This window comes from Actinomyces sp. oral taxon 897 (genome assembly GCF_002999235.1).
Taxonomy (GTDB): Bacteria; Actinomycetota; Actinomycetes; order Actinomycetales; family Actinomycetaceae; genus Actinomyces.
This window is the reverse complement of the sequence record NZ_CP027236.1, coordinates 632579-654691: the sequence shown is the minus strand read 5'-3', so window position 1 is coordinate 654691 and position 22113 is coordinate 632579. Positions and strand designations below refer to the sequence as shown.

General features: G+C 73.8%; 18 protein-coding genes. 3 read left to right on the top strand and 15 right to left on the bottom strand.

Annotation, left to right across the window (positions count from 1 at the left end):
- Window positions 1–29 precede the first annotated feature (29 nt).
- From C3V41_RS02655 to C3V41_RS02620, 8 genes are all read right to left on the bottom strand, one after another.
- Window positions 30–1943, bottom strand: a complete 1914-nt coding sequence (locus tag C3V41_RS02655) for an ABC transporter ATP-binding protein (RefSeq protein ID WP_217350949.1) — start codon at window positions 1941–1943, stop codon at window positions 30–32.
- Entirely contained in the window at window positions 1936–3741 is a 1806-nt protein-coding gene (locus C3V41_RS02650) for an ABC transporter ATP-binding protein (protein WP_106108988.1), read from the bottom strand. Before C3V41_RS02650 ends, C3V41_RS02655 begins: the two co-directional genes overlap by 8 nt.
- Window positions 3742–3915: 174 nt before the next feature.
- The gene (locus C3V41_RS02645) at window positions 3916–4617 is read right to left on the bottom strand and encodes a MarR family winged helix-turn-helix transcriptional regulator (RefSeq protein WP_129591460.1); all 702 of its coding nucleotides are present in this window, start codon (window positions 4615–4617) and stop codon (window positions 3916–3918) included.
- 354 nt (window positions 4618–4971) lie between these two features.
- Complete coding sequence (locus tag C3V41_RS02640; RefSeq protein WP_200511015.1) at window positions 4972–6075, bottom strand: zinc-binding dehydrogenase; 1104 nt, start codon at window positions 6073–6075, stop codon at window positions 4972–4974.
- 221 nt (window positions 6076–6296) lie between these two features.
- Window positions 6297–7043, bottom strand: a complete 747-nt coding sequence (locus C3V41_RS02635; protein WP_106108986.1) for an ABC transporter permease — start codon at window positions 7041–7043, stop codon at window positions 6297–6299.
- Window positions 7040–7816, bottom strand: a complete 777-nt coding sequence (locus tag C3V41_RS02630; protein WP_106108985.1) for an ABC transporter ATP-binding protein — start codon at window positions 7814–7816, stop codon at window positions 7040–7042. The genes C3V41_RS02635 and C3V41_RS02630 overlap by 4 nt, the downstream gene beginning before the upstream one ends.
- A gap of 162 nt (window positions 7817–7978) precedes the next feature.
- Window positions 7979–8578 (bottom strand): TetR/AcrR family transcriptional regulator, encoded by a 600-nt coding sequence (locus C3V41_RS02625; protein ID WP_106110611.1) that lies wholly within the window; start codon window positions 8576–8578, stop codon window positions 7979–7981.
- Window positions 8575–9366: a 16S rRNA (uracil(1498)-N(3))-methyltransferase gene (locus C3V41_RS02620; RefSeq protein WP_106108984.1), complete on the bottom strand. Its 792-nt coding sequence runs from the start codon at window positions 9364–9366 to the stop codon at window positions 8575–8577. Before C3V41_RS02620 ends, C3V41_RS02625 begins: the two co-directional genes overlap by 4 nt.
- A 77-nt stretch (window positions 9367–9443) precedes the next feature.
- Here C3V41_RS02620 and C3V41_RS02615 point away from each other — a divergent pair, with 77 nt between their 5' ends.
- Complete coding sequence (locus C3V41_RS02615; RefSeq protein ID WP_174714745.1) at window positions 9444–10205, top strand: YggS family pyridoxal phosphate-dependent enzyme; 762 nt, start codon at window positions 9444–9446, stop codon at window positions 10203–10205.
- A gap of 32 nt (window positions 10206–10237) precedes the next feature.
- Here C3V41_RS02615 and dnaJ read toward each other — a convergent pair whose 3' ends face one another.
- Complete coding sequence (gene dnaJ, locus C3V41_RS02610; protein ID WP_106108982.1) at window positions 10238–11347, bottom strand: molecular chaperone DnaJ; 1110 nt, start codon at window positions 11345–11347, stop codon at window positions 10238–10240.
- A gap of 86 nt (window positions 11348–11433) precedes the next feature.
- A complete protein-coding gene (gene hrcA, locus C3V41_RS02605) occupies window positions 11434–12504 on the bottom strand; it encodes a heat-inducible transcriptional repressor HrcA (protein ID WP_106108981.1) in 1071 nt (356 codons plus the stop codon).
- A 124-nt stretch (window positions 12505–12628) separates the two neighbouring features.
- On the opposite strand from hrcA, the gene C3V41_RS02600 reads away from it, so the two are divergent.
- Window positions 12629–13714 (top strand): DUF3097 domain-containing protein, encoded by a 1086-nt coding sequence (locus C3V41_RS02600; protein WP_217350948.1) that lies wholly within the window; start codon window positions 12629–12631, stop codon window positions 13712–13714.
- Window positions 13715–13839: 125 nt separating this feature from the next.
- Here C3V41_RS02600 and C3V41_RS02595 read toward each other — a convergent pair whose 3' ends face one another.
- The 4 genes from C3V41_RS02595 to C3V41_RS02580 form a co-directional block, all read right to left on the bottom strand.
- Window positions 13840–15240, bottom strand: a complete 1401-nt coding sequence (locus tag C3V41_RS02595; RefSeq protein ID WP_106108980.1) for a sodium:proton antiporter — start codon at window positions 15238–15240, stop codon at window positions 13840–13842.
- A gap of 245 nt (window positions 15241–15485) precedes the next feature.
- The gene (locus tag C3V41_RS02590) at window positions 15486–18041 is read right to left on the bottom strand and encodes an HAD-IC family P-type ATPase (protein ID WP_106108979.1); all 2556 of its coding nucleotides are present in this window, start codon (window positions 18039–18041) and stop codon (window positions 15486–15488) included.
- 37 nt (window positions 18042–18078) lie between these two features.
- Window positions 18079–19119 (bottom strand): TerC family protein, encoded by a 1041-nt coding sequence (locus tag C3V41_RS02585; RefSeq protein ID WP_106108978.1) that lies wholly within the window; start codon window positions 19117–19119, stop codon window positions 18079–18081.
- Between the two features lie 362 nt (window positions 19120–19481).
- Complete coding sequence (locus C3V41_RS02580; RefSeq protein WP_106108977.1) at window positions 19482–20303, bottom strand: MBL fold metallo-hydrolase; 822 nt, start codon at window positions 20301–20303, stop codon at window positions 19482–19484.
- A 31-nt stretch (window positions 20304–20334) separates the two neighbouring features.
- On the opposite strand from C3V41_RS02580, the gene panB reads away from it, so the two are divergent.
- The gene (gene panB / locus C3V41_RS02575; RefSeq protein ID WP_106108976.1) at window positions 20335–21171 is read left to right on the top strand and encodes a 3-methyl-2-oxobutanoate hydroxymethyltransferase; all 837 of its coding nucleotides are present in this window, start codon (window positions 20335–20337) and stop codon (window positions 21169–21171) included.
- 103 nt (window positions 21172–21274) lie between these two features.
- On the opposite strand, the gene C3V41_RS02570 is transcribed toward panB, so the two are convergent.
- On the bottom strand, window positions 21275–22030 hold the full coding sequence (locus tag C3V41_RS02570; RefSeq protein ID WP_106108975.1) for a histidine phosphatase family protein: 756 nt from the start codon (window positions 22028–22030) through the stop codon (window positions 21275–21277).
- Between the last annotated feature and the right edge of the window lie 83 nt (window positions 22031–22113).

Here is a 22113-nt window from a genome sequence, read left to right as displayed (position 1 = left end):
CGCGCCACCTGCCGGGCGCCGGGCGGGGGTCAGGCGGGGTCGAACTGGCTGTTGTACAGCGTGGCGTAGGCCCCGCCGCGCTCCAGGAGCTCGTCGTGGGTGCCGGACTCCTTCACGTCCCCGCCCTCGAGGTAGAGGATGAGGTCCGCGTTCTTGATCGTGGACAGGCGGTGGGCGATGACGAAGCTGGTCCGCCCGTGCATGAGGCGGTCCATGGCCGCCTGGACCTGGAGCTCGGTGCGCGTGTCCACCGAGGAGGTCGCCTCGTCCAGGATGAGCAGGGGCGCGTCCTTGACCATGGCCCGGGCGATGGTCATCAGCTGCTTCTGGCCCGCCGAGAGGGTGACCGTCTCGTCCAGGAGCGTGTCGTAGCCCTGCGGCAGCTGGCGGACCAGCTCGGTGATCCCGGTGGCGGCGCAGACCTCGTCCAGGCGCTCGTCGCTCACGCCCTCGACGTTGTAGACGAGGTTCTCCCGCAGGGTCCCCTGGAAGGTCCACGTGTCCTGGAGGACCATGCCGAACAGGTCGCGCAGCTGGGCGCGGGTCATGGCCGTCACGTCGTGCCCGTCGATGCGGATCCTCCCGGAGTCGGCCTCGTAGAAGCGCATGAGGAGGTTGACGATGGTGGTCTTGCCCGCCCCGGTGGGTCCCACGATGGCCACCTTCTGGCCGGGCTCCACCCGTGCGGACAGGTCGTGGAGGATGACGCGGTCCCTGGTGTAGCCGAAGCGCAGGTGCTCCACGTCCACCTCGCCGCGCACCACCTCCCCCGGGCGCGGCGCCCCCGCCGGGTCGTCGCTGGTGATCTCCGGCCCCATCTCCTCCTCGTTCAGCAGGGTGAAGACGCGGCGCGCCGCCGCCGTCATGGGCTGGATGGAGGCGGCCACCTGGCCGACGGTCTGCAGGGGCTGGGTGAACAGGCGGATGTAGACCATGAAGGCCACGATCGTGCCGAACTCGATGGACCCGTTCATGGTCAGCACGGCGCCCACCACGCAGACCACCACGTAGGAGAGGTTCCCGACGAAGATCATCAGGGGCATCATGAGACCCGAGAGGAACTGGCTCCTCCAGGCGGAGTCGTAGAGCTCGTCGTTGCGCTCGTGCATGACGCGGCTGGCCCGCGCCTCGCCCCGGAAGGCCTTGACCACGGTGAAGCCGTCGTAGGTCTCCTCCACGTGGCCGTTGAGCGCCCCCAGCTGCTCGGCCTGGCGCTGGAAGTACACCTGGGACCTACGCACGGTCCCCATGGTCAGGGTCATGCCCAGCAGGGCCGCGGCAATGCCGGCCAGCGCGAGGACCCAGTTCGTCCAGAGCATCATGACGGTGCTGCCCACCAGGAGGGCCGCCGAGGAGACCAGGGAGGACATGGACTGGTTCATGGACTGGCTCATGGTGTCCACGTCGTTGGTGACGCGGGAGAGCACGTCGCCGGTGGAGCGTGAGTCCAGGTAGCTCAGCGGGAGCCGGTTGAACTTGCGCGACAGGTCCTGGCGCACGGCGCGGGTGGTGGACTGGACCACGCCGGCCATGAGGTAGCCCTGGACGTAGTTGAGCACGAGCCCCAGGGCGTAGAGGAGGGCCAGGACCGCGGTGAGGCGCCCGACCCGGGCCAGGTCGACGCCGCCCGTGAGCCCCTCGGCCACGATGTTCGTGATCCTGGAGAGCTGGGAGGGGCCGACGAGATTGAGGACGGAGCCGCCCAGCGCCATGAGCGCCGAGAGGCAGATCGTCCAGCGGTGGGGCCGCAGGTAGGCCTTAAAGCCCTCCCGGACGGTGTGGCGGGCCACGAGGCGGGGACGCAGGGCCAGGGCCGCCTCCGCTACCTCCTCCGCCTCGGGCCGGGCGTCGGTCCGGTCGTCGGCCCGGCTGGTGGCCAGGCCGGTGGGGCGGGCGTCGGCCCGGCCGGTGGGGCGGGCGGTCCTGTCGGTGGTGTCAGGCACGGAGCTCCTCCTTGCTGAGCTGAGAGCTGGCGATCTGCTGGTAGGTGGGGCAGGTGGCGAGGAGCTCCGCGTGGGTCCCCTGGCCCACCACCTGGCCGTGCTCCAGGACGATGATCTGGTCGGCGTCGCGGATGGTGCCAATGCGCTGGGCCACCACGAGGGTGGTGGCGCGCGGGTCGCGCCGGGCCAGGGCGCGGCGCAGGGCGCGGTCGGTGGTGTAGTCCAGGGCCGAGAAGGAGTCGTCGAAGATGAGGATCCCGGGGCTGGCGGCCAGGGTCCGGGCAATGGACAGGCGCTGGCGCTGCCCGCCGGAGACGTTGGTACCGCCCTGGGTGATGGTGGCGTCGGCCCCGCCCTCCATCTCGGCGACGAACCCGGAGGCCTGGGCGGTCTCCAGGGCCCGCCCCACGGCGTCACGCCCCTGCTCGGTGAGCTCGTCCCCATGGGGGTAGGCGACGTTGGAGGCCACGGTCCCGCTAAAGAGGTAGGAGCGCTGGGGCACGTAGCCGATACGGTCGCGCAGGTCGCTCAGGGCGTGGTCGCGCACGTCCCGGCCGTCCACGAGGACACGTCCGGCAGTGACGTCGGCGAAGCGGGGGACGAGGTTGACCAGGGTGGACTTGCCGCTTCCGGTGGCGCCGATAAAGGCGACCGTCTGGCCGGCCAGGGCGGTGAAGCTGATGTCAGTCAGGGCGTCGTCGCCCGCCCCCGCGTAGCGGAAGGACACGTTCTCGAAGGTGACGCTACCGGCCTCCTGGCCGGTCCCCTCCTGGCCGGTCCCCTGGCCGGGCGCGGCCGATGGGGCCCTGTCGGCCGTGGCGCCGTCGGCGACGCTGGGGACGGTGCGCAGGACCTCGGTAATGCGGCGGGCGGAGACCTGGGCGCGCGGCAGGAGGATAAAGACCAGCGTCAGGAGCATAAAGGCCATGACGACCTGCATGGCGTAGTTGGAGAAGACCACCATGTCCGCGAAGAGGGCCACGCGGTCCGCTCCGGCGGCGGCCTCGACGAGGTGGGCGCCAATGGCGTAGACCGACAGGGTCAGGCCCGAGGAGATAAAGATCATACCAGGGCCCATAATCGCCATGACCCGGTTGGCCACGAGGTTGTTGCCGGTGAGGTCGTCATTGGCACCGGCGAACTTGCGCTCCTGGTACGCCTCGGCGTTGTAGGCGCGCACCACGCGGATGCCGGTGAGCTGCTCGCGCGAGACCCTCCCCAGGACGTCGGTGAGGCCCTGGATGCGCTGGAAGCGCGGGATGGCCACGACGATAATGACCCCGAGCATTGTGCACAGGACAATGACGGCCACGGCCGTGGCGGTGGTCCACTCCCAGGCCTTGCCCGAGATCTTAATGACCGCCCACACCGCGAGGATGGGGGCCTTGACCACGGCCTGCATGCCCATGGCGATGACGCCCTGGATCTGGGTGACGTCGTTGGTGACGCGGTTGATCAGGCTCGGTGCCGAGAACCGGTCGACCTCGGCGTCGGAGAAGGCCAGGGAGTGGTCAAAGACCTCCTCGCGCAGAGAGCGGGCCAGGCCCGCGGCGGTGCGGGCGGCGAGGTAGCCCACGGCGACCGCGCAGGCCATGGAGCCCAGGGCGCAGGCGAGCATGTAGCCGCCCTGCCTGAGCACCTCGCCCATGGCCGAGTCCTGGGTGGTCACCAGGGTGGTAATGGTGGACATGTAGTCCGGGAGCCTCAGATCCAGCCAGACCTGGAGCACGATAAAGACGAGGGCGGTGCCCGCCATACGCCTCTCCCTGGGGGGAAGACGTCTCAGGACGTTCAGCATGTGCTGCTCCTTAGCGTACGGCCCTGCCTCCAAGGGGCAGGGCGGAAGGTGGTCTGGGGCGCGGTGGGCCGGCTGGCTGCGCGGGCCAGCTGCGTGTGCGGGCCAGCTGGTGGGCTGGCTGCGTAGGCCAGCTGGCTGCGTGCGTGGCCGGCCAGCTGCGCGGTGGGCCGGTGGTCAGGTGTCCGCAGGCGGCGGGGGCGGGGGGAGGGCCCCGGAGTCCACGAGCTCGCGGATCCGTCCGAGGATGCGCACCGCGGCGCGCCCGTCCTCAGGACCCAGGGCCGTGAGCAGGCAGGTGGTGCTGGCCAGCATCTCCTCGCCCCGACGGCGGACCTCCTTCTGCCCCGCCGGGGTGAGCCGGACGAGCACCCGCCGGCGGTCCACGGTGTCGTGGAGACGCTCGACCCGTCCCTTGCGCTCCAGGCTCTTGAGGATATTGGCTACGCGGGCGCTGCTCAGGCCCAGGGCGGCAGCCAGGACGCCGGGGGTGAGACAGGCGTCCGTCTCCGGGCGCCCCGGTCCGCCACGCCGGTGGGACAGGAAGAGCAGGACGGCGGTCTCACCCCGCGTGCCGGCCTGGATGTCCTGGCTCCTGCCGTGGTGCATCGCCCCCAGGTGACGCAGCACCTGGCCGGCCAGGTCACGGGCCTCGGCCTCCCACGCCGGGCTGGTGGCGGCCCCGGTTCCCGGGGAGCCGGTCCCGGCAGCCCCGGTGCCAGTGGGCCGGGTGCCTGAGGCGGGGCCGGTGTCTGAGGTGAGCTCGGCGCTCGGGGCGGGCCCGGCACTGGGCGTGGGCCCAGCACCAGGGGTGGGTTCCTCGGTTCCCGGGGCGGGCCCGGGATCCGGGGCCCTCAAAGGGTCCGACGGACGCGGCAACCCGACCACCTCAATCCTGCTAGCACTGGAAGAGACTATGACACGATATATCTTCTAGTGCAAGCAATCCGGGTGTCCGCTGCCTCTCAGACCTGTGGACCAGGTAGGCGGCGGTGGGCGCAGTGCCGAGGCGGCCGCCTGCCGCGGCAGGGGCCGGGTGTCAGTGCCGACGTCGCCTCACGCGACGCCGACGGCCGGTCCGCTACGGCAGGGGCCGGTGCTCGCGCCCCGGCGTCGGTGACGGCGGGGCGCCTGCCGCGGCAGGAGACGAGGGACGGGGCCCGACCGGTCCTACCGGCTCAGGCCTCTCTGCCGCGCGGCGTCGTCCCCGGCGCCGGAGGCGGCACGCACCTCCTAGGCGTCCTCGTCCTCGATCCCGGCACTGATCACCTGGGCCACCTCCTCGCGGATCCTGTCCCCGGCGTCGTCGCTCGCGACCAGGTCCTCCTGGGGCTCGGGGCTGACGGCGGCCACGATCTTGCCCCGCCCGTGCCCGGTGGCCAGGCGCTCCAGGCCGCGGGGCACGTCCTCCAGGTCGACTACCTCCTGGACACAGGGGTCGATGCCGCCCTCCAGCAGCAGGGAGAGCAACTCGGCGAGCATGACAGACAGGTCGCGCACGGCGACCTCGTCCCCGTGGGAGTAGGCCGCCCCCAGGGAGATCTCGTGCAGCGAGGGGGCGACCCCGAAGGGGGGCAGGACGTCCAGGTCGGGGCGGCCGGCCGTGTACGCCAGGGCGCCGTTGAAGGCCAGGGCACGCAGGTTGTCGGTGGCCGACCGGCTGCCCACCGTGTCCAGGACGGCGTCGACCCCGCGCCCGTCAGTGCGCTCACGCACCTGGGCCACCACGTCCTGGGCCTGGTAGTCAATGACCTCGTCCGCGCCCAGGGAGCGCACGTAGTCCAGGTTGGCCGCCGAGGCCGTGGCAATGACCCGGGTCCCCAGGTGACGGGCCAGCTGGACGGCGTAGCCCCCCACCCCTCCGGCGCCGCCGGTGACCAGGAAGCTGCTGCCCGAGGTCAGCGCCAGGCGGGTCAGCGCCTGGTAGGCGGTCATGGCGGCGCAGGGCAGGGCGGCGGCGTCCTGGGCCGAGACCCCCTGGGGGATCCGGGCCAGGGCGCAGGCGTCCACCACCACGTAGTCGGCGTAGCCCCCGCCGCGGCGCAGGTCGTGGTGGAGGACCACGCGGCTGCCCACGCCCAGCTCGGGGATGGTCGCGGCCTGCTCGGCCCCCTCCCCCACGGCCTCCACGGTCCCGGCCACGTCCAGGCCCAGCACGTGGGGCCAGTGCCAGGCGTCGTCGCCGCTGCGGGCGGTCTTGACGTCCACCGGGTTCAGGCCACAGGCGTGGACCCGCACCAGCACCTGACCGGGGCCGGGCTCGGGGACGGGGATCTGTGCGATGTGAAGGGACTGCGGGTCACCGGGGGCGTCGAGAACAAGCGCGCGCATCGTCATGAGCGGCATCCTGTCATGCCTCGGGCCCAATACCGGTATTCTGAGGCTGTTCCTCGTGTCTCCTGCCCCGCCCCGGGCCCCCGCCCCCGGAGACGGCCCGCCGTCTGTGGGACGATCCTGGGAGCCTGCTGTGAATATGTCCGTTCTCACGACGAATAAGTACCGTTCTCGCGGTGGGGGCGGGCGCGGTGGGGCGGCGCGGGGGGGTAGGAGGGCGGGCCTCAGCGGGTGCGCCGCGGCATGGTCAGGGGCGCGGCGGCGAGCACGACCAGGCCGGTGACCACCAGGACCCCCAGGTCGCACACCAGGCCGGCGGTCACGACGTCGCTGGTGCGGACCTCGTCAACGGCGTTGACGGCCCAGCTCATGGGCAGCAGGCGGCTGACCAGCTCCAGGACGCGCGGCAGCTCACCGCGCGGCACCAGGATCCCGCACAGGAAGAGCTGGATGCCGACGACCAGGGGCATGAACTGGACCGCCTGGAACTCGCTGCGTGAGAAGGCCGAGACGAGCAGGCCCAGGGCCACCCCCACGAAGGCGTCCACCAGCGCCACCAGGACCACCCAGGCCCAGCTGCCGGCCAGGCTCACGCCCAGGCCCCAGGCGCACACCGCCACCAGGAGGAGGGACTGCCCCAGGGACAGCAGGGTGAAGGCGGTGGCGTAGCCCATGACCAGGTCGGCCCGGTGCAGGGGCGTGGTCCACAGGCGCTCCAGGGTGCCGCTGGCCCGCTCCCGGAGCATGGTGACGCTGGTAACCAGGAACATGACGGCCATGGGCAGGATCGCGATCATGGAGACCGCCAGGGAGTCGAAGAGCACCTCGCCCAGGGGGGAGTCGAGGTAGACCAGGTACAGCAGCGTCACCAGGGCAGAGGGCACCACCATAATGAGGCCGATGGTGCGCCGGTCGTGGCCGAGCTGGGTCAGGACGCGGGCGGTGGTCGCCAGGTAGGTGCGCGGGTTCATCGGACGGCCTCCGTGGTGCTGGCGGTGCGGGCGTGGTCGGCCTGGCGGATGACGGCCAGGAAGGCGGCGTCCATGGTGGGGGCGCCGGTGCGCTCCATGAGGTCCGAGGCGGTCTCGTGGGCCAGGAAGCGGCCGTCGCGCATGAGCAGGACGGAGTCGCAGCGCAGGGCCTCGTCCATGACGTGGCTGGAGACCAGCAGGGTGGTCCCGCGCTCGGCCAGGTCGCGGAAGGTCACCCACAGGTCCTCCCGGGTCAGCGGGTCCAGGCCGACGGTGGGCTCGTCCAGGACGAGCAGCTCGGGGGCCCCCACCAGGGCGCAGGCCAGGGACACCCGGTTGGTCTCGCCGCCGGAGTAGGTCGAGCCCGGGCGGTCCGCCAGGGCGGTGAGGCGGACGCGCTCCAGGACCTCGGCGGGGTCCATGGCGCGGGGGCCCGCCAGGCGTGCGAAGTAGGTGACGTTCTGGCGGGCGGTGAGGTCGGTGTAGACGCTCCTGCCCTGGGTCATGTAGCCGACGCGGTCGCGCAGGGGGCGGGCCCCGGGCCGGTGGCCCAGGACGGTGACCTGGCCCCGGTAGCGCTGGACGCCGACCAGGGTGCGCATGAGGGTGGTCTTGCCGCAGCCGGAGGGGCCCAGCAGCCCGGTGACGGAGCCTGCGGGCAGGTCCAGGTCAAGGCCGTGGAGGATCTCGGTGCCTCCCCGGGAGACGGTCAGCGCCCGGGTGGTGACGGCGGGTCGGGTGGGTCCGCCGGGTCCCGGCACGATTTTCATCATGTGATGAATATAAGGGCGTGACCCACCCCTGTCCAGTCCGCCGGGCGGCTGCCGCGGCTGGCCGCCCGGGCGTTGGCCGGAGCCGCAGGCGGGGCTGTGGGCGAGGCCGCGGGCGGGTGCGCTCAGGGGAGCCCGTCCCGGGGCAGCACCGGCGCCGGGGCCTTAAGGCAGGTCGCCCAGGACGTAGCGCTCAATGGAGGGACCCACCAGGGCCGCCAGCCCCTCGGCGTCCAGGGCCGCGATCTCGCCCATGCGCGCCCCCCAGCGGGCGATCCCCAGGCCGATCAGCTGGGTGGCCACCAGCTGGGCGCGCAGGGCGGGACGGTCAGGGGACAGGCGCCGGGTCAGGGGCCCCAGGACGGCGGTGACGACGAAGTCGCGCACCGGGTTGATAATGAGCTCGTTCTCCAGGGCGGCGCGGACCACCGCCATAAAGCGGTCGGCCCCCATCTCGTCCCACAGGGACACGAAGAGGCGCACCAGCGCGGCCCCCACCCCCTGGGCGGGCAGGGTGCGCACCAGCGCGGCCCGCTGGGCCAGGGCCACCGGGGCCCCGGCGGCGGTGGAGATGACGGCCTCCACGAAGAGCTGCTCCCGGTCGGGGAAGTAGTGGTGGACCAGGGCGGGGTCGACCCCGGCGTCACGGGCCACGCCGCGCAGGGAGGCGCGGTAGCCCTCCCGGGCGAAGGCGGCACGGGCGGCCACCAGGATGGCCGCGCGGGCGTCGGGGCTGCCCGCGGGGCGCCGTCCCCGGGGGGTCATGACCACAGCCCCGCCCGCTGGGCCAGGACGGCCAGCGCGACGGGCCCGGCCGAGGCGGTGCGCAGCACGTGCGGTCCCAGCCGCACCACGAGCGCACCGGCGTCCCGCAGCGCCGTCGTCTCCGTCTCGCTCACGCCCCCCTCCGGCCCGACGACGACGGCCACCACCGGGCGGTGCGGGCCCGGCCGGGGCAGGCCCACCCCGCCGATGGGGGCCGTCGCCGCCTCGTGCAGGACCAGGACCAGCCCCCCGGCCGCCACGACCTCGCCCGTCCAGCCGGCCAGGTCCCTGGTCGTACGCACCTGGTCCACCTGCGGCACGCGGGCGCGGCGGGCCTGCTTGGCGGCCTCCCGGGCCGTCGCCTGCCACCGGTCCCGCCCCCTGACGGCCCTCGGGCCCCTCCACACCGACACGCACCGCTCCGCCTGCCAGGGCACCACCACCTCGACCCCCACCTCGGTGGCGGTCTGGACGGCCTGCTCGTCACGGCCCCCCTTGGCCAGGGCCTGCACCAGGGCCAGGCGCAGCGGCGGGGGCGTCTCGACGACGCGCTCGACCACCCGCACCCCCAGGCGGTCCGGGCGCCCGCCCTCGGCCACCTCGCACACCAGGCGCAGCCCGGCGCCGTCAACCAGGTCCACCCGCTCCCCCGGGCGCAGGCGGCGCACGGCCACGGCGTGGTGGGCCTCGGGGCCCGTCAGCGTCAGCGTCCCGCCTCGGCGGGCCGTCTGCGCGCCGCCGGCGGGCTCAAGCGTGTCGGGGGTCAGGACGAAGACGGGGGCGCTCACTGCCCCAGCCTATGGCCGCCGCGGGACCCGGGGGAACCGGTAGCCCGCGCCGGCGCACCGGTGCTAGCGTCACGCGCATGACCGAGCCGCAGCTCCCGGACCGGGCCCCCTCCCCCGCGCCCCAGGCCGTACCCGCCACCGTGGAGGACCTCCGCCGCAACCTGGCGGCCGTACGAGCCCGGATCGCCGGGGCCGCAGAGCGCGCCGGGCGACCCGCCGCCGGGATCCGCCTGCTGCCGGTGTCCAAGACCGTGCCCGAGGAGCGGCTGCGGCTCGCCCACGCCGCTGGCGTCACCCAGATGGGTGAGAACAAGGTCCAGGAGGCCAGGCGCAAGGCCCGGGCACTGGCGGACCTGGGCATCCGCTGGGTGCTCATCGGCCACCTGCAGACCAACAAGGCCGGGGACGTGGCGGCCTTCGCCGACGAGTTCCAGGCCCTGGACTCCCTGCGCGTGGCCCAGGCCCTGGACCGTCGCCTGCAGGCGGCGGGGCGGGGCCTGGACGTCTACGTGCAGGTCAACTCCTCGGGCGAGGCCTCCAAGTTCGGCCTCGAGCCCGCTGAGGTGCCCGCCTTCCTGGCGGCCCTGCCCGTCTTCTCCTCGCTGCGGGTGCGCGGCCTCATGACGCTGGCCGCCCGCACCGGTGACCAGGCGCGCGTCCGCGAGTGCTTCCGGACCGTGCGCGCCCTGCGCGACGCCGGGCTCCAGGACGGCACGGTCGGTGACGGCCAGCTGTCCATGGGCATGAGCGGGGACCTCGAGCTCGCCGTCGAGGAGGGCTCGACCTGTGTGCGCGTGGGCCAGGCGGTCTTCGGGCCGCGTCCGGCCGGCTCCCGCTGACCGGGCGCGCAGGCGCCCCTGGGGGCCGGCCCTCAGCGTCCGGCGAGCTTGTCCTTGATCTTCCCGCGCAGGCCCTCGTCGCGGGCCGGCGGGTAGCTGTCCTCCCCGCGCAGGGCGGCGAGCTCGCGCAGGAGCGTCCTCTGGCGCTCGTCCAGGCGGGTGGGGGTCTCCACCACGATGCTCACGTGGAGGTCGCCGCGGCCGTGACGGCGCAGGCGGCCCACGCCCAGGCCGCTGAGGACCACCTCGTCCCCGCCCTGGGTGCCAGCCTTGACGGAGACCTGGCGCGTCCCGTCCAGGGTGTCGATGGAGAACGTCGCTCCCAGGGCGGCGGCCGTCATGGGCACGCGCAGCTCGGTGTGGAGGTCGTCACCCTGACGCTCCAGGAAGTCGTGGCGCTTCTCGACCACCTCCAGGTAGAGGTCCCCGGCGGGCCCCCCGGCGGGCCCGGCCTCGCCCCGGCCGGGCATGCGGATACGGGTGCCGGTGGTCACGCCCGCGGGGATGGTGGCCTCGATGTCCTGGTGGGCCACCACCCGCCCCTGCCCGGAGCACTCCTTGCAGGGGGTGACGATGACGGTGCCGTAGCCCCGGCAGTCGGGGCAGGGTGAGCTGGTCATGACGTTGCCCAGGAAGGAGCGGGCCATGCGCTGCACGGAGCCGCTGCCGTTGCACGTCGAGCAGGTCACCGGCTCGGTGCCCGGCTCGGCGCAGGCGCCGTGGCAGCGTCCGCAGGTGACGTAGGTGTCCACCTCCACGGTACGGGTGGCGCCGAAGGCCACGTCGGCCAGGTCCACCTCCACGGCCACCAGGACGTCCTGGCCGCGGCGGGCCCGGGAGGCGGGTCCGCGCTGGGTCATGGAGCCGCCGAAGAAGGAGGTGAAGATGTCCGAGAAGGTGCCGAAGTCGCCGGTGAACCCCGGGCCCCCGCGCAGGGCGTCCTGGCCGCCCAGGTCGTAGACCTGGCGCTTCTCGGGGTCGGAGAGCACCTCGTAGGCGACCGTGACCTCCTTGAACTCCTCCTCGTGGCCCGGGCCGGCGACGTCGGGGTGGAGCTGGCGGGCCTTGCGTCGGTAGGCCCTCTTGATCTCCTCGGCGTCGGCCTGTCGGGTGACGCCGAGGACCTCGTAGTAGTCGCTCACTGTTGTCCTTCTCACGCTGGGCGCGTTGTGGTTGGGAGGGCCGACGGCGTCGCGTCCGCCCGGTGGTGTGGGGTGCGGGTGGCGCCCTACCCCGCGGGCCCGGCCATGAACCGGGAGAGGTAGCGGGCCACGGCCCGCACCACGGTCATGGTGGCGGGGTAGTCCATGCGGGTGGGGCCGATGACCCCCAGGCGGGCCAGGACCCGGCCCTGGCCGACGCCGTAGCCGGCGGTGACCACGGAGGCCTCGGCCAGGACGTCGTCGTGGTTCTCGCTGCCGATGCTCACCCGCATGCCCGTGGGGTCCTCATCGCCCGTGGGGTCCTCGTCGGTCTCGGGGCTCAGCAGGCGCAGCAGGACCACCTGCTCCTCGATGGCGTCCAGCAGGGGCCCCAGGGAGGAGAAGTCCGGTGTGGAGCGGGCCAGGTTGGCGGTGCCGGCCACGGCCAGGCGCTCCTCGGCGTCGGGGCGCAGCGCGGCCACCAGCTCGCCTATGACCGCCGCCAGCAGGGTGCGCTCGTCGTCAGGGGCCTGCTCGGCCAGGTGGGTCAGGACCGGCACCACCTCCTGGGCGCGGCGCCCCACCAGGGCGGCGTTGAGCCGCAGCCGCAGCCGCTCCAGGACCAGGGGGTCGAGGGCGCCCACCACCTGGGGCCCGGGCCCGGCCAGGGTCACGGTACGCTGCTCCACCCGCCCGGTGTCGGTGACAATGACCATGAGCAGGCGCGCGGGCCCCAGGGCCACCAGCTCCAGGTGCCGCAGGGCGGTGCGGCGCAGGCTGGGGTACTCCACCACGGCGAGCTGGCCGGTGAGCTGGGCCAGGACGCGCACGGTGCGCACCACCACCTGGTCCAGGTCCACCGCCCCCGCCAGCAGGGCGGTCATGGCCTCGCGCTCGGGTGCCGACAGGGGCTTGACACGGGCGACCTCGTCCACGAAGAGCCGGTACCCCTTCTGGGTGGGGACCCGCCCGGCGCTGGTGTGGGGCTGGTAGATGTAGCCCTCGTCCTCCAGGGCGGCCATGTCGTTGCGGATGGTCGCCGGGGAGACGCCGAGCCGGTAGCGCTCGGTCAGGGCCCGGGAGCCCACCGGCTCGCGGGTGCGCACGTAGTCGGTCACGATGGCGGAGAGGACCTGCAGCCTGCGCTCACTGGGCACTGCTCCTCCTTCCCGCCGGGGGCGTCCCGCCCCCTTAGCACTCGGTGTCCGTGAGTGCCATCCTACGCCCGGGTCCGGCGCGCCCCCAGGGGTGCGCCCGTGACCTTCGCCTACCGTGCCCGTCGTGAACCCCTACCGGCCCGTACCCGGATCGACCGCGGCCCGCCGTGCCGCCCTGCGCCAGCAGGCCGCCACCGCTACGCCCGCCCGTCCCCGCCGCGACCCCGCCCCACCGCGTGGCCCCGGGGCACGGTCACAGGACCTTCGCGGCCATGGACAGGACCCCGCCCCACCGCGAGCCCCCGGGGCCGCCGACCGCTACGGCTCCGACGTCCTGGCAACCGACCCCCACCGCGTGGGCCCCGCCGCGACCCGGCCCCGCTCCGTGGAGGTGGCCGCGGAGCCCGGCATGGTCCTGGAGGACCGCCAGACCGGGTTCGTGGGGGCGGTCGTGGCCGTGGAGAAGTCGGGGGGCACCTACCTGGTGGTCCTGGAGGACCGCCACGGGCTGCGGCGCGGCTTCCCCCTGGGCCCCGGCTTCTGGCTGGAGGGGCGGCCCGTCGTCCTGGCCCCGCCGCCTGGGCGCGTCCGCCCCACCGGCCCGGTCAGCGCCGCGGGCCGCGCCCTGACCGCCTCGGGCTCCTACGCCGTGGCCGGTGAGCGCGCCAGGGTGGCCCGGGCCTCACGGATCTGGGTCGAGGGCAGGCACGACGCAGAGCTCGTGGAGAAGGTCTGGGGCGACGACCTGCGCCACGAGGGGGTGGTCGTCCTCATGCTCGACGGCGTGGACAACCTGGAGCGGGTCATATCCGACTTCGGCCCCGGCCCCGCCCGGCGTGCCGGCGTCCTGGTGGACCACCTGGTGGCGGGCTCCAAGGAGTCCCGGATCGCCCAGAGGGTGCGCTCCCTGCCCGGCGGGGACGACGTCCTGGTCCTGGGCCATCCCTACGTGGACGTGTGGCAGGCCGTGCGGCCCGAGCGGGTGGGGCTGCGCCGCTGGCCGGAGGTGCCCCGGGGCACCGACGTCAAGCACGGCACCCTCCAGGCCCTGGGGTGGCCCCACGCCACCCAGGCCGACGTCGCCCGCGGCTGGCAGCGCATCCTGGGCAGCGTGCGCAGCTACAAGGACCTGGAGCCCGCCCTGCTGGGGCGCGTGGAGGAGCTCATTGACTTCGTCACCGCCCCCGTCATTGCCGGGGACGTACCCTAGTCACCGAGGGCGTACGATAGCTATCAGGGACGTACCTTAGAAGGCTTCCAGGGTACGTCGCCGGCAACTAAAGTACGTCGCCAATGACCAGGGCACGTCACCGGCCAGGGCACGTCCCCGGGGCGTCAGTCCGCCAGGGCCAGGCGCCTGCTGCGCAGGACCAGGACGGCGTCCTTGGCCAGCAGCGCCGCCGCCAGGCCCACGCCGACAGCCGTGGTGACCAGGCCGTCGGCGACGAAGATCAGGACCATGGCGGCCAGGACCGGGACCAGGTGCAGGAAGGTCTGCCCCACGTAGGCGCCGAAGCCGGGCATGACCACCCCGTCGGCCTCCGCCACGGACTTGACCATGAAGTTGGGGCCGTTACCGATGTAGGTGATGGCGCCGCACAGCACCGCCCCCAGGGAGATAGGCACCAGGAAGACCTCGGGGACCCCCGCCACCACGGCCCCCCCGGGGCCGGCCACGTGACGGGCCACCTCGAAGAAGGTCGCGTAGGTGGGGGCGTTGTCCAGCACGGAGGACAGCCCCCCGGTGAAGACGAAGAAGGTCACCTCGTTCATGGGCAGGTGGGGGGCCACCTCGTCCAGGTAGGCCAGGGCCGGGATCATGGTCAGGAAGATCCCCACGAACAGGGTGGCGACCTCGGCGATCGGCCCCCACTGGAACTGGTTGTCCTCAAACCGGGCCCGCCGGTCCCCCAGGCGGTAGGAGAGCCCGGCGGCGGTGAGCATGATGACCTCACGCACCGGCAGCCAGCTGACCAGGGTGGCACGGCCGGCCTCAATGGCCTCCACGTCCACGGAGGGCGCCAGGGCCACGGCCAGGACGATGACCGCGAACCACACGAAGTTGCCCGCGCCCCGCAGGCCCAGGGGCTCGATCTGGGCCCGGTCCTGCCTGACGGCGCTGGCAGGCTCCTTGGAGTGGTAGAAGCAGTCCAGCGAGTAGTAGGCCACCAGCAGCATGGTGTTGACGAAGAGCCACTCCGGGGCCAGGCCCAGGGTCCAGGTGAAGGGCACGCCCCGCAGGAACCCCAGGAACAGCGGCGGGTCGCCCAGCGGGGTGAGCAGGCCGCCGCAGTTGGCCACCACCAGGATGGTGAAGATGACGGTGTGGACCCGGTAGCGGCGCTCGCGGTTGGTGGCCAGCAGCGGGCGGACGAGCAGCATGGCCGCCCCGGTGGTGCCCACGAAGGACGCCAGCAGGGCCCCCACGGCCAGGAAGACCGTGTTGCTGCGGGGCGTGGCCTCAATGTCGCCCTTGAGGTAGATGCCCCCGGATACCACGAACAGGGCCAGCAGCAGGCAGATGAACTGCGTGTACTCCACCACCGAGGCGAGCACCTCCTGCCAGCCCAGGGCCGCCCACACCCAGGCGGCCACGGGCACGCCCAGGAGCAGGGACACCGTCATCTGGCTGGAGCGCCTCTCCCACCAGTGGGCGGTGGCGGGGACCAGGGGCAGGACCGCGATCGAGGCCAGCATGGCCGCGAAGGGCAGGACGGACCACCAGTGAAGGACCACGGACTTCTCCTGACGTCGGGGGGCACGGCCCACCCAGCGTACAGGCCGCGGCCCCCTGCGACCTGGCCAGACCACCTCGTGGACCGCCCCGTGGGCAGGCGGCCCGGTGTCCGACGCCGACCGGCACCGGGTCGGGGCACCGGCCACCACCCGGCGGCACCACCCCGCGGCACCGCCCGGCGGGTGCACCTGGGGGCGCCTTAAGGCACCTCAGGGGCACCGGGCGCGGTGCGACGCCGCCGCGGCTAGGGGCGGGTACGGCGGGCGGCCCGGGAGGCCCACCAGGCCACCAGCTCCACGCCCAGGCACACACCCGCCCCGACCGTCCCCAGGACCACCCAGGTCAGCGGGGCGGGCCAGGCCAGGTCGAAGAAGCTGCGCAGCCCCTCCAGGAACACCGTCATCAGGGCGGCGGCGGCCATGAGCACCACCAGGACCACCCGCCACCACACCCAGGGCCGGGCCGTGCAGGACAGCAGCCACAGCCCGCCGAGCACCAGGACCAGGGTGGCCCCGGTGGTCACCTGGCCCGAGGCGGCGCCGGCCAGGGACAGCCAGGTGCGGGTGACCAGGACCCCGGCCCCGATCACCAGGCCGGCCGGGACGGCCAGGCGCAGCACGCGCCCCAGGAAGCCCGGCCGGTAGCGCTGGTGGGTGGGCGCCAGGGCGATGACCGTGGCAGGGATACCGATGGTCAGGGAGGAGACAATGGTCAGCTGGCGGGGCAGGTAGGGGTAGGAGATCCCGGCCAGGGCCACCACCACGGCAATGAGGGCCGCGTAGGTGGTCTTGGCCAGGAACAGGGAGGCCACGCGCTCCATATTGGCAATGACCCGCCGCCCCTCGGCCACCACCCCGGGCAGGGAGGCGAAGCGCCCGTCCAGGAGCACCAGGCGGGCCACGGCCTTGGTGGCGGGGGCGGCGTTGCCCATGGCGATCCCCAGGTCGGCGTCCTTGAGGGCCAGGGCGTCGTTGACGCCGTCGCCGGTCATGGCCACCACGTGCCCGCGCGAGCGCAGGGCGCGCACGAAGTCGCGCTTCTGCTCGGGGGTGACCCGGCCGAACACGGCACCGGTCTCCAGGACGTCGGCCAGGGCCCGCCCCTCCTCCTCCTGGGCGTCGGGCAGCACCCGGGCGTCCACGCCCTCGGCCTGCCCCCCGTCGGGGGCCCGCACGCCCACGCCGCGGGCGATCGCCGCCACCGTGGTGGGGTTGTCCCCGCTAATGATCTTGACGGTCACGCCCTGCTCGGCGAAGTAGCCCAGGGTCCGGGCGGCGTCAGGGCGGACCTCCTCGGCCAGGACGGCCAGGACGACGGCGTGCAGGCCCTCGGGCAGGCTGGGCTCGCCCTCCCTGGGCAGGTACCACAGGCCGGTGGAGCGGGCCAGGCACAGGACCCGCTGGCCGGCACCGGCCAGGTCGGAGACCTTCTCCAGGGTCGCCCGGGCGGCGTCGTCACCGGCGGCCAGGGCCGGGGCCAGGACGATCTCGGGGGCCCCCAGGACGTAGTGGGCCCGCCCCGAGGGCTCCTCCACGGCCAGGGCGGACCACTTGCGGGCGCTGGAGAAGGGGACCTGCCCGGCCCCCTGGGCGGGGGTGACCCCGCTCAGCCCGGCGGCCACGGCCCGGGCGGTCGCGTTGGCCTCCTCGCCTCCCACCATGGCGGCCAGGGCCGCCAAGGCGCGCCCGTGGGAGCCGTCCTGCCCGTCCGCCGAGGGGTCCTGCGGGCCCGCGGGACCGACGAGGTGGCCGTGGTCGTCCAGGCCCAGGATCTGCTGGAGCTCGACCCCCCCGGAGGTCAGGGTGCCGGTCTTGTCCAGGCACAGGGTGTCCACCCGGGCCAGGACCTCCACGGCGGGCAGCTCCTGGACCAGGACGTGCTGGCGGGCCAGGGACAGGCTGGCTGCGGCGAAGTTGACGCTGGTCAGGAGCACCAGGCCCTGGGGGACCATGCCGACCACCCCGGCCACGGCCAGGACGACGGCGTGCCGCCAGCCGCCGTTCGCCCAGGCGGCCGACCAGCCCCCGGCCACGCGCATCTGGGACCACAGCAGCAGCAGGGTCATGGGAACGATCACCCAGCTGATCCAGGTCAGGACCCGGTTGGTGCCCGCCTGGAGCTCGGAGGTGACCACGCTGTAGCGGCGGGCCTCGGCCGCCAGGCGGTGGGCGTAGGCGTCGGCGCCCACCGCGTCCACGGTGACCAGGGCGGTGCCGGCGGTCACCGTGGTGCCCGACATGACCCGGTCGCCCGGCTCCTTGCGGACGGTGGCCGACTCCCCGGTGAGGATGGACTCGTCGATCTCCACGCCCTGCTGCTCGACCACCACGCCGTCGGCGGGTACCTGGTCGCCGCTGGAGACCCGGATGAGGTCGCCCAGGACGACCTCGGCCACGCCCACTGAGGACTCCGTCCCGTCACGGATGACCTGGGTGAGCGGGGCGGCCAGGACCGACAGGCTGTCCAGGGCCCGCTTGGCCCGGATCTCGGCCACCGTGCCGGTGGCCGTGTTGATCAGCAGCACGAAGCCGAACAGGGCGTCACGCCAGCTGCCCACGGCTAGGATGACCACCAGGGCGGCGCCGAGGATGGCGTTGAAGACGGTGAAGACGTTGGCGCGCAGGATCTCGCGCGCGGAGCGCGAGGTGGGCTCCTGGTAGGCGTTGGTCCGCCCGGCCCGGACGGCGTCGGCCACCTGGGCGGCGCTCAGGCCGCGGCGGGGCGCGGGGTCGTCCTGCCCCGGGTGGGGGTCCGGTCCCCCGTCCGCCTGGGTGGGCGAGGGTGTCGGGTCAGGGCTCATGGGCGCCTCCTGGTTGGGATACGGTCGGGGCCGGGGGCTAGGCCGGGGTGGAGGTGACGGGACCGGGCTGGGGCGCCTGGTCGGCGTCGCGGCGGGCCCGGCGTCGACCCACCGTCAGGGAGGCGAGCACCGTGACCAGCATGGTGACAACGATAAGGCACAACGAGGCCCCGATGCCCGGCTCGGGGACCACGTGCCAGGGCCGGCCGCCGTTGACGAAGGGGACCTCGTTGGTGTGCAGGGCGTGGTTGACCAGCTTCAGGCCGATGAACCCCAGGATCACGGCCAGCCCGTAGTGGAGGTAGACCAGGCGGTCCAGCAGGCCGTCAATGAGGAAGTAGAGCTGGCGCAGGCCCAGCAGGGAGAAGGCGTTGGCGGCGAAGACCAGGTAGGGCTCGGTGGTCCAGGAGTAGATCGCGGGGATGGAGTCCATGGCGAACATGACGTCGGTGGTGCCGATGGCGATAATGACCAGCAGCATGGGGGTCACCAGGGTGCGCCCGGCGTGACGGTGCAGGACCTTGCCGCCCACGTAGCCGTCGGTCATGGGCACCACCCGGGCCAGGGCCCGCACCAGCCGGCTGGGCTCGTACTCCCCCTCCTCGTGGGTCCCGGGCTCGGACACCCCCTCGCGCGCCTGGGACAGGGCCGTCCACAGCAGCCAGGCGCCGAAGAAGTAGAACACGAAGGAGAAGTTCTCCACCAGGGCCGCCCCGGCCAGGATAAAGAGCAGGCGCAGCACCAGGGCGATAACGACGCCCGCCAGGAGCACCTCCTGCTGGTACCTGCGGGGTACCCGGAAGGTGGACATCATAATGACGAACACGAAGAGGTTGTCCACGCTCAGGGCCTTCTCGGTGAGGTAGCCCGCGAAGTACGCGCTCCCGTAGGGGTGGCCCCAGACCGCCCACACCACGCCCCCGAAGACCACCGCCATGGCCACGTAGGCCACCGACCACCAGGCGGCCTCCCGCATGGAGGGCACGTGGGGGACCCTGACGTGGCCGACGACGTCGATCGTGATCATGGTCAGGATGACGGCGGCCAGGGCCGCCCACCCCAGGGCATGGACGTGCACGTGTGCTCCTCCGGTACGGGTCGGGTACCGGAGGTCTCCTCCCGCCCCGCCCATACCGGGCCGGGCCCGCGACGCCGGGGGAGTCCGGACCGTGGCACGGTACCGGCACGCTCCACCGTGGTGACGACGCCGCTGTTGGTGGGAGTACTCCCCTCCGAGTGCTGATCGTCAGAGTCTACTGTCCCCTCCCTCGTCCCCGCCCGTCGGCCGGGAGAGCAGGTGGTGTGATCCTCACCGGCCCCGGTGGTACCGGGGTGGGCGGCATCCGGTGCTGCGCTCCCGGTGCGCGCCCCTCACGGGCGGCCGTGACACGTCCGTCAGGGACGCCGCCCCGGTGGTGCCGCTCCCGGCCCGGGGGCGCCCTAGGCCCGCAGGTCCCCGCCGCGGACCTTGGCCTCGGCCAGGTAGGGGTTGGCGCGGTGCTCGTGCGCCATAGTCGTGGCCGCCCCGTGCCCGGGCAGCAGGACCGTGGCCGGGTCCAGGACCGAGGCCAGCAGCCGCAGGGTGGCCAGCATCTGCACCTGGTCCCCGCCGGGCAGGTCGGTGCGCCCCACCGACCCCTTGAAGATGACGTCCCCGTCCAGGGCCAGCAGGTAGTCGCGCTCCACGTCGGCCTGGGCGGGGTCGGCCTCGCACAGGGCGGGGACCTCGGCCTCGTACAGCAGGGGGTTGTCGGCCAGGGACGCGCCCAGCAGGAACAGGCTGGAGCCCTCCGAGTGCCCGGGGGCCGGCACGCCCCGCAGCCCGAGGCCGGGGACGAGCTCGACCGCCTCGGACAGGCCCCGGGCGGGGAAGGGGCGCACCCCCTCCGGACGCACCCAGGGGCCGCCCGCCAGGTCGGCGAAGGTCAGGCCCTCGGCCAGGCGGATGCCGGTGGTGGCGTCGGGGTCGTCAAGCCGGTAGAGGTCGGGCCCGGGGACGTAGACCGGCACCTGACAGCCCTCCTGGACGAGCCCCTGGTCGCGGGCGCCCTCGACCAGGGCGCTGGTGTCCCACACGTGGTCGGCGTGGCCGTGGGTCAGCAGAACCGCCCCCAGGCTCAGGCCGTGGGAGCGCAGCAGGGCCAGGGCGCCCCGGGCCGCCCCGGCGCCCGGGTCCACCACCAGCGCGGCCGCACCGGGAGCGGGGGCCAGCACGTAGCAGTTGGCGGCGAAGACGGGGGCAATCGTGCGCTCGAGGATCATGGCCCCACCCTAGGGCAACTAGGCTGTGCCCATGGCTACTCCCGAGTCCCCCTACGGGCCCGTCGTCGGCGGCGGCAGGCCCGTGCGCGTCCACCACCTCACGGCGGCCAAGGCCGCAGGCACCAAGCTCGTCATGCTCACCGCCTACGACGCCCCCACCGCCCGGATCCTCGACGCCGCGGGCACGGACCTGCTGCTCGTCGGCGATTCCATGGGCAACGTCGTGCTCGGCTACGACTCCACCCTGCCGGTGGAGCTCGACGAGCTGGTGGTCGCCACCCGCTCCGTGGCCCGGGCCACCACCCGCGCCCTGGTGGTGGCGGACCTGCCCTTCGGCTCCTACGAGGCGGGCCCCGCCCAGGCCCTGGCCAGCGCGGTACGCCTGGTGAAGGTGGGGGCCAACGCCGTCAAACTCGAGGGCGGGCGGGCGCGTACCGCCACCATCCAGGCCCTGACCCAGGCCGGGATCCCCGTCATGGGCCACCTGGGCTTCACCCCCCAGAGCGTCAACGCCCTGGGCGGCTTCCGCGTGCAGGGCCGCGGCGAGGCCGGCGACGAGCTAATGGCCGACGCCCTGGCCATTGAGCGGGCTGGCGTCATGGGCGTGGTCCTGGAGATGGTCCCCGAGCCGCTGGCCGCCCGCGTCACCGAGGCCCTGGACGTGCCCACCATTGGCATTGGCGCCGGGGCCCGCTGCGACGGGCAGGTCCTGGTGTGGACCGACATGGCCGGCATGACCGACTGGTCACCGCGTTTCGCCAGGAAGTTCGGCCAGGTCGGGGCCGCCCTGGCCCAGGCCGCCGCCGACTACGGGCAGGCCGTGCGCGCTGGCTCCTTCCCCGCCCCGGAGCACTGGTTCGCCTCCTGACGCCCCCTGGGCAATCCTGGGCCCCAGGCCTCCTGGCCCCGGACCCGGGGGCCTGCACCTCAGAGGCGGCGGGGAAGGCCGGCCCGGCCCCGGGCGCCCGGGCTCAGGAGGCACCTGCCTCGCCCTGGGGGCGGGTGAGTCCCTCGGGGTGGGTGAGGTCCACCGGGACCGGGACGACGCCGTCGAAGGCGTGGGCGAGGTCCACGGACGGGAAGGTGACCCCCTGCCCGGCCGGGTCGGCCGCCCAGGCCAGGAGCCTGGGGCGGGCCGGGTCGGCCGGGTCCACCTCGAGGGTGGTCACCGAGCAGTTGGCCATGGGCTCCCTGCCCAGGACCTGGGCGCCGACCCAGCGGGCCACCAGGCTCGTGAGCGTCATGCCGTGGGAGACGACCAGGACGTGGGGCCCGGCCCCGTCGCCCGCGCCCCACCGGCGCAGGTCGGCCACGATCCGAGCCAGGGCGGCGTCGGTGCGGGCCAGGTAGTCGCGCGCGCTGATGCCGCCGGGGGCGCCCGGGTCCCGTCCGGCCAGGACCGCTGGCAGGTGCGTGCGCGCGGGCAGGGCGGCGAGCATGACCTCGTCCGGCCCCGCCTCGTAGACGCCGTAGTCGTACTCCCGCAGCCCCGACAGCACGGTGCGGGGGACGTCCTCGCGCCCGGCCAGGAGCAGGTCCGTGGTCTCCAGGACCCGCCCCTGGGGACTGGTGTAGGCGTGCACGAAGGGCACCTCGCGCAGGTAGGCCCCCACCGCCAGGGCCCCCTGACGCCCCTGGGGGGTCAGGGGCGAGTCCGCACGGCCCTGCGTGCGGTGCTGCTCATTGAGGACGGTACGACCGTGGCGGACGAGGTGGAGGGTGGCCATTAGGTCATTCTACGGCCCGGCCGCGCCCCTGGCCCCGGGGCGGTCCGACGGCCAGGGCCCCACGCTCCCGGGCGCGACCCGCG

Bases quoted from the DNA above. Each gene is read 5' to 3' on its own strand.
- C3V41_RS02650 (WP_106108988.1), bottom strand. From the start codon at position 3,741: ATGCTGAACGTCCTGAGACGTCTTCCCCCCAGGGAGAGGCGTATGGCG.
- C3V41_RS02640 (WP_200511015.1), bottom strand. From the start codon at position 6,075: ATGACGATGCGCGCGCTTGTTCTCGACGCCCCCGGTGACCCGCAGTCC.
- C3V41_RS02635 (WP_106108986.1), bottom strand. From the start codon at position 7,043: ATGAACCCGCGCACCTACCTGGCGACCACCGCCCGCGTCCTGACCCAG.
- C3V41_RS02630 (WP_106108985.1), bottom strand. From the start codon at position 7,816: ATGATGAAAATCGTGCCGGGACCCGGCGGACCCACCCGACCCGCCGTC.
- C3V41_RS02625 (WP_106110611.1), bottom strand. From the start codon at position 8,578: ATGACCCCCCGGGGACGGCGCCCCGCGGGCAGCCCCGACGCCCGCGCG.
- C3V41_RS02615 (WP_174714745.1), top strand. From the start codon at position 9,444: ATGACCGAGCCGCAGCTCCCGGACCGGGCCCCCTCCCCCGCGCCCCAG.
- C3V41_RS02590 (WP_106108979.1), bottom strand. From the start codon at position 18,041: ATGAGCCCTGACCCGACACCCTCGCCCACCCAGGCGGACGGGGGACCG.
- C3V41_RS02580 (WP_106108977.1), bottom strand. From the start codon at position 20,303: ATGATCCTCGAGCGCACGATTGCCCCCGTCTTCGCCGCCAACTGCTAC.
- panB (WP_106108976.1), top strand. From the start codon at position 20,335: ATGGCTACTCCCGAGTCCCCCTACGGGCCCGTCGTCGGCGGCGGCAGG.
- C3V41_RS02570 (WP_106108975.1), bottom strand. From the start codon at position 22,030: ATGGCCACCCTCCACCTCGTCCGCCACGGTCGTACCGTCCTCAATGAG.